Origin of the sequence: Acidisarcina polymorpha (assembly GCF_003330725.1) — a bacterium.
Classification (GTDB): domain Bacteria; phylum Acidobacteriota; class Terriglobia; order Terriglobales; family Acidobacteriaceae; genus Acidisarcina; species Acidisarcina polymorpha.
On the sequence record NZ_CP030840.1, the window covers coordinates 6,113,127 to 6,126,108 of the forward strand.

Sequence of the window (12,982 nt, forward strand, 5' to 3'; positions counted from 1 at the left end):
AAGTAAAGTTGAAGCAACGTCTCAGGAGTGGCTCTTTAGCGTCCTTGAAGGCTCGATATCCGGCAAAAGTCCCGTCAGCAACCCGATTACCGGTAAGTATGCGCAGACTTTATACACGTAGATGATGCTGGTCATATCGGCCAGCTTCCCGAGCACCGCCGCGCCAATACCGCCCATACCAAACGCCAATCCGAAGAAGAGCCCGGAGATCAAGCCAACTCGGCCAGGCACCAACTCTTGCGCGTAGACAAGGATTGCTGAAAATGCCGAAGCGATCACGAAGCCAATGATGACGCTCAAAACCCCGGTCCAGAAAAGGTTGGCGTAGGGCAGCATCAGGGTAAAAGGCAGGACACCAAGAATCGATCCCCAGATCACGTACTTACGACCGAAACGGTCCCCAATCGGACCGCCGAAGAAGGTCCCGGCCGCAGCCGCTCCGAGGAAGGCGAAGAGGTGCAGTTGAGAGCTCTGCACCGAGACGTGGAATCTCGAGAGCAAATAGAAGGTGTAATAGCTGCTCAGGCTGGAGAGATAGAAGTATTTCGAAAACACGAGCGCCATCAGCACCGTCATCGCAATCGCGATCTTCTGCTTGGACAGATTGGCATGAGTTGCGGGTCCGGCGTGGATGTTGGAAGGATGATTCTTCCTTCGTCCCTTGGCCCAGTTGCTGATCCATATCAGAACGACGACACCGATTAAGGCGAAGACGCTGAACCAGGCCATGCCCTTTTGTCCCCGCGGCAGGACAATGAAGGCGGCGAGCAGCGGCCCGATCGCGCTGCCGCTGTTACCTCCAACCTGGAAGAAAGATTGGGCAAAGCCATGCTGGCCGCCCGATGCCATGCGGGCAACGCGCGAGGATTCAGGATGGAAAACTGCCGAGCCGACACCGACCAGCGCAGCGCCCACTAACAACCAGACGTAGGTTGGTGCGAAGGCGAGCAGCAAGAGACCGCCCAGCGTCACCGTCATCCCGATTGGTAGAAAGTAAGGCGCCGCTCGGCGGTCGGTATAAAGACCGACGAACGGCTGAAGCAACGAGGCGGTCACCTGATTTGTCAGAGCAATGAGCCCAATCTGCCCAAAGCTGAGATGAAAGGATCCCTTGAGAATCGGATAAACCGACGGCAGCAACGACTGGATCATGTCGTTGAGCATGTGGCAGAAGCTTACCGCCAGCAGCACCTGAAAGAGAGACGCCTCCCGGCTGGGCCGCAGCTCGGCCGGTCTTTGTAATGTTGTGGCACTCATGACACCTCCATTGTAGACGGGCTCAGCGCATGACCGCGACGGTAACAGTCTCATGGGACGAGGAGTAACCCGTGATAATGCTTACCTATGCATATCGCTGGATCCTGGATTTTACTGATCTTCGTAACTCTGACGACCGCACTGATCCTCTTGGTGCTGCACCTGACAAAACTTGGATGGTTGATCCATCAACAAATTCCCGATCGCCCGCAAAGGCGGCTGTTCCTGGCGTCGGTCAGTTTCTTCATCACCTTCCTGGCAGTGCGGCTGCTCGTGGCGTCGATCACTCACCACGTTGGACCCTTTGGATACGTCGAGATGGGTGGCAGGCATATTCATCACCTGGTATGGGGGATTCTTTTGCTGCTTATCTGTGGTTATGCCGAGATTGCGGACGTAGGGACTGGCGACGGCTCGCTTTCCATTCTGATGAGCCGTCTGCTGGCGCTCTGCTATGGGGTGGGGGCGGCGCTCACCCTGGATGAGTTCGCGCTTTGGCTGAATCTGGACGCGGCGGCGTATTGGTCTCGCCAGGGCCGGGAAAGCATCGACGCAGTGGTCTTCTTCGGCGCGGCGCTAGCGATCGGTACATGGGGTTCTCCGTTGTTTCGCCGAGGATACCGGGGCTCAGCCATCACTTAATGCGGAGCGATGTCGACTCAAACGGTGGAGCTAAGCTTCGCCATCTGCCCGATGCGCAGGACGGTCTCAGCAACCCGATCAGCCGCGTGGCGGAGGACTCCGCCTTCGGCCGCAAAATCTCCGGTGATGCAGCGGATCCCCATAGCCTCGATCCGCTCCACATCTGGATCGATGGCAATCGCCCCTTCGCTCGCATAGCGCTGCCGCAACTCTGCCGAGACCGGCGCCGTGTTGACGATCGCGTAATCGAAGATCGGTTTTTGACCGTGTCCGCCGCCAGCGTGTTCGAGGATTCTCTCAATATGTTGCGAGGCTGTGAGATTCAAACTTTCATTCGCCTGGGTCATCAGATTGCAGATATAGATCCGGACAGCATGTGCTTCGGCGAGTGCCTCGGGAATTCCGTCAACCAGCAGGTTGGTGATGAGGCTGGTATAGAGCGAACCCGGACCAACGGTAATGACATCCGCGCGAGAAATCGCTTCAAGCGTCTCGGGCATCGGATCGACCCGCTCCGGCTCAATCATCAATTGAACAATCCGGCGCTTGCTCGCGGTGATGTTTGATTCCCCGCGGACGATGGAGTCATCGTCCATTCGAGCCACCAGCGTCACATCGGTCGTGGTCGCCGGGTAGATATGTCCGCGCGTCGCCAGCACCTGCGACGAGAGCTTGATCGCCTGAGCAAAGTCCCCGGTCATCTCGGTCAGAGCGGCGACAAAGAGGTTGCCGAAGCTATGCCCTTGCAAGCCCTCGCCCGCCTGGAAGCGGTGACGGAAGAGGCGGGATATCAATCCCTCATCCTCCGACAAAGCGACCATACAGTTACGCAGGTCTCCTGGAGGCAGGATGTTGAAGTCCTTCCGCAGACGCCCGCTTGAGCCCCCGTCGTCGGTAACTGTCACGATGGCAGCAAGGTCGCTGATCAGGCACGGATCGCAATCAGTAGCGTTTTCCGAAGCCGCTCCAGGCGATGCGACGAAGTGGCGCAGACCCCGCAGTAAGGTCGAAAGACCAGTGCCGCCACCGATCGCCACCACGCGCAGAGGAGATACCGGCGTGTTGTCTGTCCGGATCGGTGGCAGTTCGCTCGGCAATGGCGACGCTAATGTTGAGGAGGTTATCGCCGCAGGAGACTTCACACCATCTCGGGATACAGGAGTTCGGTGAAACGTGGGTCGTCGATCATGTCATGGAAATCGGAATCGGTGCGCGCTTGAATACGGTTGCGAGGGCTCAACTCGATTGCCTTGGCAAGATGCTCCAGGCATTCCTCCGTCTGTCCCGTCATGCTCTCGAGCGCCGCCAAACCGTAATGGGCATAATCCGCCGAAGGATTGTTGCGCAGGATGGCTTCAAAATGGTCCCGCGCCTCGTCGTAATCGCCGGTGTTGAGCAGTGAAATGGCGTAGTCGTAGCGTTCCTCGGAGCTGGAAAAACTGCGCGGCGTCTGCTGCAGCTTTCCTTGGCAAACAGATAGATAGACGCGGCAGCGCTCCAATACCTCGGCCGGGCCAGTGGCGATCAGTTTTTCAAATACCACACGCGCCTTATCGAACTTCCCTTCCTGCATGAGCTGAAAGCCTGTCTGGTACGCCTGCAACGATTGCTGGTGGGCCTGGTTTGCCACAATCCTTACCTTTCCCTCCAGTAAACGGGGAGTTCGACGAGCGCCGGTATCTGGAGATGCGTCCTGCATAGTTCTTAGGTCTGCGCCGAATTCCAGGCAACGTGTGCAAGCCATTTCGCCTGGCGCCGCACACGAGAGGCAGCGAAGAAGTAGCTTCGCGACGGCGGGAAGCGACAAGTTCCTTTGAGAACGTTGTTATACCCAGATCCCAGGATGGAGTCAACCTTCACTGTATCAAGCCCCGCCATGTGCCGTCGGCAGAGGCCTCGCCAAACCTCATCCGTGCTGGAGATAAAGCGCCGGGTTTAGTGTCGGATCGTTATACATCTTCAATTGACGGTACTGTTTGAAGCAGCGATCTCCGGCAAGCACCTGCTGCCATAAACGGTCGAGGCCTTTGACCAGATCATCACACTGTTCGGTCAGAATGTGGTGGCGCTCACGGTTCCGTTCTGCGTGACCGGGAGGCGCGTCGACCCGGTAAACCTCCTCGGCGGTATGGAAAAGCTTCAACGACAGGATCGAGAGCCGATCGATGATCAGTCCGGGAGTCTCGGTATGCAGCTCGGCGTTTCTGTTCGGCAAGTCGTGACGTTCGAGATAGTCGAGCAGGATGGTGTCACAAAGCTCGGCAAAATCGTTGCGTCGCTGGTTCTCGAAGTCGATGATTCGCTTGGCCCGCGCCACCTGGTGGTCGCTGGCCTCGAGAAGACGAGTCTCGTCCTCAGCGTGCCAGACGTTGAAGTTGGCGAGGTGATTGGCAAATACCGTCTGGAGAAAGTCAGTGCCGGATTCGTTCACCGTATGCGGCAGTTCGGCGTGCCACTCCCCGGTCCAGCGATCATGAAGGATGGCGATTTCAGTAGCGGATAGCATAGGTCATCATTTCAGAGAAGATGATAGGGACGGCATATATGGACCCTTCGCCTTATGGTAGAACTATCGAGTAACATACGTCGAGTCTTTCCCCCACGCGATGAAAGAACGGCGGAATGAGCAGTGAGGTGACGAAACTGATGGCGGTCGAGAACACAGCCAGAATGGCTAGCGACGGCACTTCTGGCGAAGAGGTCATTCTCTGCATCACCTCCTATGAGAAGGGGCAGGCATTCCTGCGGCAGGTGGCCGCCATGGGCTGCCGGGTCATACTGCTGACGATCGACAAGCTCCACAATGCCGATTGGCCTTTTGACATTCTCGACGAAGTTCACACCATGCCTGAAGGCCTGACCCGGGATCAAATCACAAATACCGTCACCTACCTGGCGCGTAGCCGCAAGTTCGAGCGCATCGTCGCCCTGGACGAGTTCGACATGCATACCGTCGCTCATCTTCGCGAACATATGCGGATCCCGGGAATGGGGCTTACCACGACCGCCTACTTTCGAGACAAGCTCGCGATGCGTTTCGAAGCTAAGCGAGCTGGCATTCCCGTACCCGAGTTTACCCCTATCCTGAACTACGACGACTTGCGCGAATACATGGCTAGCGTCCCTGCGCCCTGGGTGCTCAAACCAAGGGCAGAGGCCTCGGCTATCGGCATCCGCAAGCTGCACGAGGCCGAACAAGTATGGCGGACTCTCGATGAACTGGGTGACGCGCAGAGTAATTACCTTCTGGAACGCTTTGTTCCTGGAGACATCTTTCACGTGGACGCGATTACCAGCGAGCGGCGGGTAGTTTTCTCCGAGGTGAACCGCTACGGCAAGCCGCCCATGCAGGTTATGCATGAGGGTGGGGTATTCACCACTCGATCGGTCGAGCGTGATTCGGAAGATGCCAAGGCGTTGATCGCGATCAATCAAAAACTGGTGCCCGCACTCGGCATGGTCCGGGGTGTCAGCCATGCCGAATACATCAAAGCCCACCAGACAGATGAAAAAGGCGACGCCCGCTATTATTTTCTAGAGGTCGCGGCCCGGGTCGGTGGCGCCTTCATCGCCGAACTGGTCGAGCACTCGACCGGCCTGAATCTCTGGGCGGAGTGGGCGCGGATCGAAATCTCGTCGCTACGAGGCATTCCATATACCTTGCCGGAGCGAAAGTTTTCCTATGCCGGCAGCGTCCTCTGTCTCGCTCGTACTGACGAGCCGGACACCTCCTCCTTTAACGCGCCGGAGATTGTCTATCGCATGAAGAAGAAGCATCATGCCGGGTTACTGGTAGAGTCTCCCGATCCGAATCGTGTCGCCGCATTGCTCGAGGAATACAGCCGCCGATTCGCCGAGATGTTCCTTGCGACTGCGCCGGTCCCGATGAAGCCTACGAATTAGGCTCCGCAAAGAGGGGTCTCCCGTAGCGCTTCTGAGATATCAGTTTCGATGGCTTCGCGAACTCCTGCATTGAACATCGACCGCCCTGATGGCGCCCGACCAACCCCTCCCCTAGAGAATTTCCCGCATAGGAGCAGAGCAACGAAATAAGCTCGGCTGGCCTTCTCCTCAAGAAAGGCTAACGTGTCTCAGCGGGAAGGTTCACATCGATGCGAGAAATGCTCTAGCATTCTCAGAGCACAAGGAGACCGCATGTCCGAACTCAGTTTTCAGTCCCCGCATCGCCGCTACAATCCGCTCCGCAAGCAATGGGTGTTGGTGTCGCCGCACCGCACGCAGCGGCCGTGGCAGGGCGAGGTCAATGCCGCCTCTGGATTCTCCGATCTCCACTATGATCCGACTTGCTATCTGTGTCCGGGCAACGAACGCGCTGGCGGCGCGAAGACGCCGGTCTACGAACATGTCTATGTCTTTGACAACGACTATGCGGCGCTGCTGCCCGACTCCCCGGCGCCTGACACCGCGGGCTGGCCCGAGCTTCTCAAGGCTGAGCGCGAACGTGGTCTCTGCCGCGTTCTCTGCTTTCATCCCGACCATAGCCTTACGCTTGCCCGAATGGAGGTCGCCGATATCCGCCGCGTCGTCGATGCCTGGGTAACGCAGTATGGATATCTGGGCCGTATGCACGAGATCAACTACGTGCAGATCTTCGAGAATCGAGGCGCGATGATGGGCGCCAGCAACCCCCATCCCCACGGACAGATCTGGGCAACTGAACATATTCCCGATGAACCGGCTGCTGAGACCGCAGCTCTGGCCGAATACCACCAGCAGCACGGCAGCTGCCTGCTCTGTGACTATCTCAAAGTCGAGCAGGAAGCCGGAACTCGCCCCAACGGGCGCATCGTCTGCGAGAACGAAGGCTTTCTCGCGGTCGTCCCCTGGTGGGCCGTCTGGCCGTTTGAGACCCTGGTGATCGCGAAGTCGCACTTGCGCTCCCTGCATGACTTCAGCGAAGAGCAGTGCTCCGAATTAGCCGATATCCTCAAGCAGTTAACGACTCGCTACGACAACCTCTTCCAGACGAGCTTCCCCTACACCATGGGCTTTCACCAGAGGCCCACCGATGGCCATCCCCACGACGAATGGCATTTCCACGCCCACTTTTATCCGCCGCTATTAAGATCTGCAACAGTGAGGAAGTTCATGGTCGGCTTCGAGATGCTAGGAATGCCACAACGGGACATCACTCCAGAAAGTGCAGCGGAACGGTTAAGGGCCGTACCAGCGGAGCATTTCACCTTAAAGGCGGCAACGAGCACAAGCTCAGCGGCTGACCATTCTTGAATCATCACCACGACGGAAAAGGAAAGCGGATAGCTCGCTTTCCGATTGCTCCGAAAAGTCGTCACGCGAGCGTCCGGCCTTCGGGTGGATTAGGAATTTTCGCGTATTTGGATGAAATCCGTCAGGGTAAGCGCGCAGGATTCTCCTGGAATTCTGCCGCAGGTGATCAGACGAGCGTAAGCCAAGCAGAGCCCTTCGCTGCGACCAACATTCATCCCACTCCGGCGAAGATCCTCGCTCGAATATGAGCCAGGCGTTATTCCTCGCGCAGCATGCTCGGCTCTTCAGGGGCGCGCAGCCGAACCAGACGGTCGATTGCGTAAGGAGCACGATGGGAGGCCGTATGATAATGGCGCACTTGCAACTCACCCAGCAGCCCGATCGCCAGCAGCTGTATGCCCGCCAGGATCAGAATGCCGGCAACCACGAATAACGGTCCATGCTGATCCATCACGTTCTGGTGGGTGAAGAGCTTCAGGCAAGCCAAAAAGAACGAGACCATTCCACCCAGCAAAATACCAAGAGCGCCGAGGGAACCGAAAAAGTGGAGTGGACGGCTCATGTACTTCAGCAGGAACCGAATCGTCAGCAGGTCGAAAAACACTCGGAACGTCCGCGAGATTCCATAATGGGACTGTCCGCGTTCACGGTGAACGTTCTTGATCGGAATCTCGCAGATGCTTGCGCCGTACCAGGATGCCAGCGCGGGGATGAATCGGTGCATTTCGCCGTAGAGCGGAATATTATGAATAACTTCGCGCCGGTAGGCCTTGAAGGTGGTGCCGAAGTCATGAATGTCGACTCCGGAGAGCTTGGCCATCAGCCAGTTTGCACAGCGCGATGGGAATTTGCGCATGATGGCATTGTCCACTCGCTCTTTGCGCCAGCCGCTAACAACGTCATAACCCTCTTCCAGCTTTTCGAGGAATGCAGGTATCTCCGCCGGGTCATGTTGCAGATCACCATCCATCGCCAGGATGTATTCGCCCTGCGCATGATCGAACCCTGCTGCCAGCGCCGAAGTCTGGCCAAAGTTGCGCCGAAGCTTGACCACCAGAACCCGGCTGTCGACCGCGGCAATCTCTTCCAGCAGCTTGTAGCTGCGGTCGGTCGACCCGTCGTCGACCAGCACCAGTTCAAAGCTCTCGCCCACTTGTTCCATAACCGCCTTGAGCCGGTCATAGAGCGCGGTTACATTTTCTTCTTCGTTATGGAAAGGGACGACAACGGAATATCTCGGCATAGCTTTATTAGTATAGACCGGTTTCCTGTGGTCGTCAGGTAAAATAGCCGGCACGATCAGCCTTTCTGGATCTCCTCAACCAGAATCGCCAAAGCCCGCTCGCAGGCTTCGCGGTCCACGTCGTGATGAGTCACCAATCGAATTCCAGGAGGATTGACCGCGCTTGCCAGCACACCCCTGCGCTTCAGTCTGGTGACCAGACCGTCGTAGTCCTCGCCGTCTCGCAGAGTGAAAATCACCAGGTTGGTTTGCACCGCACCCAAATCGATCTCCACCTGAGGAATCTTCGCCAGCCCTTCCGCCAGCAACCGTGCATTGGCGTGGTCTTCGCCGAGCCGCAATGTCATTTCATCGAGCGCGATGAGTCCCGCTGCTGCCAGCACCCCGGCCTGTCGCAATCCGCCCCCGAGTGATTTCCGGAAAATCCTCGCGCGGTCAATCAACTCCCGGCTCCCCGCCAGCATCGATCCAACCGGCGCGCATAGCCCTTTGGAGAGGCAAAACATCACCGTATCGAAGCCCCGAGTCAGTGCCGCCACAGGTATGCCGAGATAGGTGGCGGCATGAAAGACCCGCGCTCCATCCAGGTGGACTGGCAGGCCGGCAGCCTTTGCTCCCGCCCAAATCTCCTCCAAAGTATCCAGAGGGGTGACGGTTCCACCACCGCGATTGTGGGTGTTTTCAAGAGAAATCAACCCGGTCGTCGTTCGGTAGTAGATCTTCGGCAGAATCGCGGTCCGGATAGCGTCCCAGGTAAGGATGCCTCGTTCCGCGGGCAACGTTCTCAGCTGGCAGCCGGAAAATGCCGCGACCATCGCCAACTCCCAGTCCACGATGTGCGCGCGGGACTCGCAAATAACTTCCTGTCCATGCTGAGTATGCAGCCGGATGGCAATCTGATTTCCCATGGTACCGGTCGGCACAAAGATGGCAGCCTCGCGCTGAAAGACCTCTGCCGCCCGCTCTTCCAGCCGGTTCACCGTGGGGTCTTCTCCATACACATCATCGCCAACTTCAGCCGCCGCCATTGCTGCCCGCATAGCAGGCGTTGGCTTAGTCACGGTATCGCTGCGAAGATCGATGACTCCCACATTGGGCCACGATATGACTTCATCTACTACTAGAGGTTGTGTTGCCATCAGAATCTCCTCAAAAGGGTTAGTCGATTGTCACTAGTTCAGTCAGATGGTTTTGCTTTTCAACGAGGAAGGATTCGAAGACCTCGTTCGATAACAACCTGCCGCGATCCGTAAGACGAACTCGACCATCGTTGATCTCGAGCAGACCTGTCGATGAAAGCTCGTTGAGCACCGAGTCATGGGAGCAAATGGCGACGGTGCCGAACTCCCCCACTAAATCACGCAATGCCACTCCGTCATTCATTCGCAAACCCAAAAACCATGCTTCTTCCAAGGCCTCTGATCGAGGAACTGGTTGAACCTCGGCGAAGCCAGAGCCGTTCAAGAAACCCTGCATGTCGTCTCCCATTCGGAATCGGACGGGATTACCATCGTCGGCTCGCAGCATGGAGTGAGCGTCGAGCCCGAATCCGACATAGGGTTGCCGCTGCCAGTACTTCTTGTTGTGGATCGAAGCCGTTCCAGGACGAGCGAAGTTCGAGATTTCATACTGGGTTAAGCCATTGCGGTTCAATACCTCAACGGCTTCCAAATAAAAGTCGGCGGTTTGATCATCAGACGGGACTGATGCTGCATGATATCGGCTGCCGCGTTCGATCAACTCCCGGCCCAGACGCGAATCCTCGTCAACCTCGAGCATGTAAACGCTGGCATGGTCCACGCCTGATGCGAGCAGCACCTCGAGGGACTCGCGCCATGATTCCGCTGTCTGGTGCGGCAGGCCGGCAATCAAGTCGGCGTTGACCGAGCGTATGCCAGCCGCTAGCACGCGTTCGATATCGCAGAGTGCGGTCGCTCGATTGTGTAGTCTTCCCGTAGACGACGCTTCCCTGTCGACAAACGACTGCACCCCGAAACTGAAACGATTGACGCCACACTCCACCACACCAGCCAGGACGTCGTCCGCCAATTGACCCGGTGCGCACTCCATCGTAATTTCAGCATCGGCCGAGAATCGAAAGCCTGATCTCAAGACAGCGAACAGCTCATGAAGCAGAGCCGGCGCCAGAATGCTCGGGGTTCCGCCCCCAAAATAAAGGCTGTTGACCACCCGCGGCAGAGAAACCCCCATGGCGGCAGCCTGGATCCCGATCTCGCGAATGTCCGATAAGAGGCGATCCACATAGCGCTGTTGGTAGCTCTCTGGAAACACTCCCGAGGCAAAGTTACAGTAGCTGCATTTCGAACGGCAAAACGGCACCGAAATATAGATTCCGAGGGTTTCCATCGAATCTCTATCTTCCCATGCCGGTCTCGGCCCGTCTTCCTGCAACGAACCGCAGTTTGCCGCATCTTGCATTCCGGGGCGGTTTATGTCCCACTGAGTGAGGAGAACCTCTATTCTCGAGCGATGTTCAAAGATGCCGATGCCCTCCCGCGATAAGGCGGCTCTGTTCGGATGAGCAACCAACCGGAAGAGGATGTAATCGGCAAGGTTTACGACAGCCGCCTGATGGGACGGCTGCTCAGGTACCTGCGCCCCTACAAGTGGCAGGCGGGGGTGTCGTTTGTCGCCATCCTGCTCAAAGCAGCTTGCGATGTGATGGGGCCGTTTCTGTTCAAGGTCGCTATCGACAACTATCTGACCGCAAAGCGGCCGGAGCATCCAAACTGGCTGGCGCGGCAGCTTAGCCCACATCCGGCTGCCGGGATTACTGAACTCGCCGCGCTGTACCTGGCCGCACTGCTGCTGACCTACCTCTTTGAATTCGTTCAGACCTACCTTATTCAGTGGATGGGCCAGAAGGTCATGTTCGACCTGCGCAGCCAGATCTTCCGGCACATTCAGGGAATGCATGTCGGCTTCTTCGACCGCAACCCCGTGGGTCGACTGGTCACCCGGCTCACCAGCGACGTCGATGCATTAAACGAGATGTTCACCTCGGGCGTCTTTGCGATCTTTGACGATATCTTTGTGCTCGCCGGAATCGTGATCATCATGCTCCAGATGAACTGGAAGCTGGCGCTTCTCGCTTTCGCAGTATTGCCGCTGATCGGGGTGGTGACGGCGATCTTCCGAAAATATGTTCGAAGCTCGTACCGCCGCATACGCTCGGCGATCGCTAAAATCAACGCCTTTACGCAGGAGCACATCAGCGGGATGACCGTGGTCCAGCTTTTCAATCGTGAAAAGCGGGCCTTCCACGATTTTGAGGTCGTCAATCGTCAGCACATGGTCGCTTTTAAGGACGCCATTCTGGCATATGCGCTCTATTATCCGGCGGTAGAAATCCTCTCGACCATTGCCATCGCTTTGGTACTCTGGCGAGGCGGGGACGGGGTGCTCAAAGGCACCGTCACCGTCGGCGTACTGGTTGCGTTCATGCAATACTCCATGAGGTTTTTCCGGCCGATTCAGGATCTCAGCGATAAATACAACATTCTGCAAGCGGCCATGGCGGCCAGCGAACGCGTCTTTCAGCTACTGGATACACCGACGGAGATCGTGAATCCAACCGGTTCGCGGGCGGTTCCTCAATCGGGCAGAATCGAGTTTCGGAACGTCTGGTTTACCTATCAGCGCCTCGACGAAGATCAGAAACGACGAGCGGCTTCCGCCAACCCCGAAGAGTTGGCGCAGCTTGGCGCATCGATCGAATGGATCCTTCGGGATGTCTCCTTCGTCATCGAACCCGGTCAGACTGCGGCAATAGTCGGCCACACTGGCGCGGGCAAGACTACCATCGTCAGTCTGATGATGCGCTTCTACGACATCCAAAGCGGCAGCATCCTGGTGGATGGCGTCGATGTCCGGCTTCATGACTTGAAACAACTACGGCAAAGATTTGGAGTTGTGCTGCAGGATCCGTTCCTGTTCACCGGAACAATTGCCGACAACATCCGGCTTGGTTCTTCGTGGATCACCGAGGAACACATGAAGCAGGCCTCCCGCGACGTCAATCTGCTCGACTATATTGAGGGGCTGCCTGGAGGGTTTGACGAAGCGGTTCGGGAGCGCGGGGCCACCCTCTCGACCGGGCGCAAGCAGCTGATTAATTTCGCCCGTGCTCTGGCCCATGATCCCAAGATTCTAATCCTGGACGAAGCTACTTCGAGTGTCGATACCGATACCGAATTACTCGTTCGATCCGCGCTTGAGCGTATGGTCACGGGCCGCACGTCGGTCGTCATCGCTCACCGTCTCTCGACCGTGCAGCGCGCCGACGTCATCCTGGTCATGCACAAAGGCCAGCTTCGCGAGATGGGCACGCATCAGGAACTGCTCGCCCGCCGCGGCCTCTATTACAAGCTGTATCAGCTGCAGTACAAGGACCAGGAACTGCCGCGTTTTGGTTTCGAACCAACCGCAACCCTGGTAGGCTCCGACTAAACCGTGATTAACTCTGCGCTCCTCAAGCCTCCTTCGACCGGCGATGGTATTCCTTTGCTCCAGACGGCACGGCGCATATGCCCGATCGTGACGATCCTTGACGTGACCATCTTTGACGTG

General features: G+C 57.2%; 11 protein-coding genes. 4 read left to right on the plus strand and 7 right to left on the minus strand.

Annotated features, from left to right (window positions below; genetic code table 11):
• Positions 1–21: 21 nt before the first annotated feature.
• The gene (locus ACPOL_RS26045) at positions 22–1,257 is read right to left on the minus strand and encodes an MFS transporter (protein ID WP_114209638.1); all 1,236 of its coding nucleotides are present in this window, start codon (positions 1,255–1,257) and stop codon (positions 22–24) included.
• 87 nt (positions 1,258–1,344) lie between these two features.
• Here ACPOL_RS26045 and ACPOL_RS26050 point away from each other — a divergent pair, with 87 nt between their 5' ends.
• Positions 1,345–1,899: a hypothetical protein gene (locus ACPOL_RS26050; protein WP_114209639.1), complete on the plus strand. Its 555-nt coding sequence runs from the start codon at positions 1,345–1,347 to the stop codon at positions 1,897–1,899.
• Positions 1,900–1,916: 17 nt separating this feature from the next.
• Here the strand turns inward: ACPOL_RS26050 and ACPOL_RS26055 are convergent, their stop codons facing one another.
• From ACPOL_RS26055 to ACPOL_RS26065, 3 genes are all read right to left on the minus strand, one after another.
• Entirely contained in the window at positions 1,917–3,041 is a 1,125-nt protein-coding gene (locus tag ACPOL_RS26055; RefSeq protein WP_338026717.1) for a gluconeogenesis factor YvcK family protein, read from the minus strand.
• Positions 3,038–3,529: a tetratricopeptide repeat protein gene (locus ACPOL_RS26060; protein WP_236657044.1), complete on the minus strand. Its 492-nt coding sequence runs from the start codon at positions 3,527–3,529 to the stop codon at positions 3,038–3,040. The genes ACPOL_RS26055 and ACPOL_RS26060 overlap by 4 nt, the downstream gene beginning before the upstream one ends.
• Before the next feature lie 276 nt (positions 3,530–3,805).
• On the minus strand, positions 3,806–4,405 hold the full coding sequence (locus ACPOL_RS26065) for a DUF4254 domain-containing protein (RefSeq protein ID WP_114209641.1): 600 nt from the start codon (positions 4,403–4,405) through the stop codon (positions 3,806–3,808).
• A 116-nt stretch (positions 4,406–4,521) separates the two neighbouring features.
• Between ACPOL_RS26065 and ACPOL_RS26070 the strand changes: the two genes are divergently transcribed.
• On the plus strand, positions 4,522–5,802 hold the full coding sequence (locus ACPOL_RS26070; RefSeq protein WP_236657045.1) for an ATP-grasp domain-containing protein: 1,281 nt from the start codon (positions 4,522–4,524) through the stop codon (positions 5,800–5,802).
• A 252-nt stretch (positions 5,803–6,054) separates the two neighbouring features.
• A complete protein-coding gene (locus ACPOL_RS26075; protein ID WP_114209642.1) occupies positions 6,055–7,149 on the plus strand; it encodes a UDP-glucose--hexose-1-phosphate uridylyltransferase in 1,095 nt (364 codons plus the stop codon).
• 256 nt (positions 7,150–7,405) lie between these two features.
• Here ACPOL_RS26075 and ACPOL_RS26085 read toward each other — a convergent pair whose 3' ends face one another.
• Genes ACPOL_RS26085 through hemW form a run of 3 tightly spaced genes read right to left on the minus strand, consistent with a single transcriptional unit; the run spans position 7,406 to position 10,759 of the window.
• A complete protein-coding gene (locus tag ACPOL_RS26085) occupies positions 7,406–8,392 on the minus strand; it encodes a glycosyltransferase family 2 protein (RefSeq protein WP_114209644.1) in 987 nt (328 codons plus the stop codon).
• A gap of 56 nt (positions 8,393–8,448) precedes the next feature.
• Entirely contained in the window at positions 8,449–9,531 is a 1,083-nt protein-coding gene (locus ACPOL_RS26090) for a threonine aldolase family protein (protein ID WP_114209645.1), read from the minus strand.
• Between the two features lie 19 nt (positions 9,532–9,550).
• Entirely contained in the window at positions 9,551–10,759 is a 1,209-nt protein-coding gene (gene hemW, locus ACPOL_RS26095) for a radical SAM family heme chaperone HemW (RefSeq protein ID WP_114209646.1), read from the minus strand.
• A gap of 171 nt (positions 10,760–10,930) precedes the next feature.
• On the opposite strand from hemW, the gene ACPOL_RS26100 reads away from it, so the two are divergent.
• Positions 10,931–12,862: an ABC transporter ATP-binding protein gene (locus ACPOL_RS26100; protein ID WP_114209647.1), complete on the plus strand. Its 1,932-nt coding sequence runs from the start codon at positions 10,931–10,933 to the stop codon at positions 12,860–12,862.
• Positions 12,863–12,982: the final 120 nt, after the last annotated feature.